This is a genomic window from Myxococcus sp. CA039A (assembly GCF_013336645.1).
Classification (GTDB): Bacteria; Myxococcota; Myxococcia; order Myxococcales; family Myxococcaceae; genus Myxococcus; species Myxococcus llanfairpwllgwyngyllgogerychwyrndrobwllllantysiliogogogochensis.
Window position 1 is genome coordinate 1 of record NZ_JABUMQ010000597.1, and the last position, 2,631, is coordinate 2,631.

Consider the following 2,631-nt stretch of genomic DNA (forward strand, 5'->3'; position numbering starts at 1 on the left):
AGAGGCGAAGCACGGAAGCACGGAGCAGCGGGGCCTGGGAGAGCTCGAACGGCTTCTGCGCTTCGAGTTGGGCCAGTCGCCGCGCTTCTGTCTCACGCGAGGCTTCGGGCACGGCCTCCAGGTCCGTTACCGGGACGGACAGCTCCACACGAGGAAGGATGTGCTGAACGGCCTCTCCATCCTCCTGGACGTGGAACGAGGTGCGCAGCGCTTCATGGCGCTGCACGAGTTCCTGAATCGCCCGCTCCAGCGCGGCGAGGTTCAGTCCCCCATGGAGCTGGATGGCCGAGGGGATGTTGTAGAAAGGGCTGCCCGGCTGGAGCCTGTCGAGGAACCACAGGCGCTGCTGCGCGAAGGACAGCGGCAGCGGCCCGGTACGAGGCACCGCCACGAGCGGAGGCAGCTGGAGCGACAGGTCCCCGTGACCCACGGCATCGACGCGAGCCGCGAGCGCCGCGACGGTCGGCGCTTCGAAGAGAGCGCGAAGGGGAAGCTCGACGTCGAAGGCCTTGCGGACACGAGAGACGACCTGAGTGGCGAGGAGGGAGTGGCCGCCAAGGGAGAAGAAGTCGTCGGAGACGCTGACGGAGTCGAGGTGGAGGACCTCTGCCCAGATGGCGGCGAGGCGAGCCTCGGTGGGGTTGCGAGGCGCGACGAAGGAGTCGGTGGGGCTGGAGTCGGGAGCCGGGAGCGCCTTCCTGTCGAGCTTGCCGTGGGTGTTGATGGGCAGAGCGTCGAGGGCGACGAAGGCCGAGGGCACCATGTACTCGGGGAGGCTGAGCAGCAGCTCCGCGCGCAGTGAGGAGGTGTCGACGGAAGCCGGGGTGACGTAGGCGACGAGGCGCTTGAGGCCCGGGACGTCTTCACGGACGAGGGCAGCGGCGTGGTGGACGGAAGCCAGCGCTTCGAGAGCGGCCTCGACTTCGCCCAGCTCGATGCGGAAGCCGCGCAGCTTCACCTGGAAGTCGATGCGGCCGAGGTACTCGAGGTGGCCGTGGGCAAGCCAGCGAGCCTTGTCACCGGTGCGGTAGAGGCGAGCGCCCGGCACCGAGGAGAAGGGGTTGGGGACGAAGCGCTCGGCGGTGAGGTCCGGACGGAGGTGGTAGCCGCGAGCCAGGCCGTCGCCGCCGATGAAGAGCTCTCCGGGGACGCCGATGGGAGCGGGCTGGAGCGAGGCGTCGAGGATGAAGGTGGCGACGTTGGAGAGCGGCCCACCGAGGGCGGGGCGAGCGGAAGCGCGGATGGAGAGCGCGGTGGTGTCGACGGTGGCCTCAGTGGGCCCGTAGACGTTGAAGGCGCTCAGCGAAGGCGCGGAGGAAAGCGCGGTCCAGAGAGAGTCGTCGATGGCCTCGCCGCCGATGAGGAGACGAAGGGGGCGGCCGGACTCCGCGAGGCCCTCGTCGAGGAGGAGGCGGAGGTGAGAAGGGGCGCAGTCGAGGACGTCGAGCTGGTGCTTCTGAATCCAGGAGAGAAGCAGCGGGACGTCTTCACGAGCAGCCTGAGGGACGAAGCAGAGGCAGTGGCCGTGGGAGAGGAAGACGAGCTGCTGGACGGAGGCGTCGAAGGAGAGGGGCGCGTTGAGGGAGATGCGGAGCGGGCGCTGGACGTCGGAGTAGACGGCAGAGGAGAGGGCGGAGAGGAGATTCACCACGGAGGAGTGGTGGACCATGACGCCCTTGGGCCTGCCGGTGGAGCCTGAGGTGTAGATGACGTAGGCGAGGTGAGAAGGATGGGAGACGCGAGGAGGGTTGGAGTCAGGGAGCGCGGCGAGAGAAGCGCGCAGGGCGTCGTCGTCGAGGCAGAGGGCCGAGCAGGAGGCCGAGTCGAGACGAGGCAGGAGGTGGGACTGGGTGAGGACGAAGGGAGCGCCGGAGTCCAGGAGCATGAAAACCAGGCGCTCGCGGGGGTAGGCGGGGTCGAGAGGGACGTAGGCGGCGCCGGCCTTGAGGATGGCGAGGAGGGCGACGAGGGAGTCGACGGAGCGCTCCAGGCAGAGGGCGACACGGACTTCGGGCCCGACACCGCGGGCGCGCAGCAGGTGAGCGAGCTGGTTCGAGCGCTGGTTGAGCTGGAGAAAGGAGAGAGACGCGGAGTCGTCGAGGACGGCGAGAGCGTCGGGCGTGAGAGCGGCCTGGGCCTCGAAGCGCTCGTGGAAGGCGCCAGTCCAGGGCAGCGCGCGGCGGGTGTTGTTCCACTCGACGAGCACCTGACGGCGCTCCTCGGCCGGCAACATTGGCAGCTCACCCACGAGGGTATCGGGGGTGGTGATGGCGGCGTCGAGGAGGGTGCCGAAGTGCGCGACCATCCGAGCGATGGTGGACTCATCGAACAAGTCCGTCCGGTAGCCCAGCGCGCCTTCCAGTCCCTCGCCCAGCGTCAGGGTGAGGTCGAACTTCGCGCTCTGCGCTCCCGAGTCGAAGGCCTCCAGGCGCAGCGGTGACGTCTCCACCGTGCTCCCAGGCACTTCCATGCTCGTCGTCGGTGCGTTCTGCAGGGCGAGCATCACCTGGAACAGCGGCGAGTGACTGAGGGTGCGGTGAGGGTTGAGTTCCTCGACGAGCTTCTCGAAGGGGACGTCCTGATGCTCGTAGGCGCCGAGCGTGGTGCGTTTCACCTGCGCGAGCAGCTCGC

1 protein-coding gene is annotated in these 2,631 nt (G+C 68.6%); it reads right to left on the minus strand.

Translation table 11 applies throughout. The features are described from left to right. A partial coding sequence (locus HR086_RS46175) for an amino acid adenylation domain-containing protein (RefSeq protein ID WP_373564453.1) occupies positions 1–2,614 on the minus strand: 2,614 nt, incomplete at its 3' end. Between the last annotated feature and the right edge of the window lie 17 nt (positions 2,615–2,631).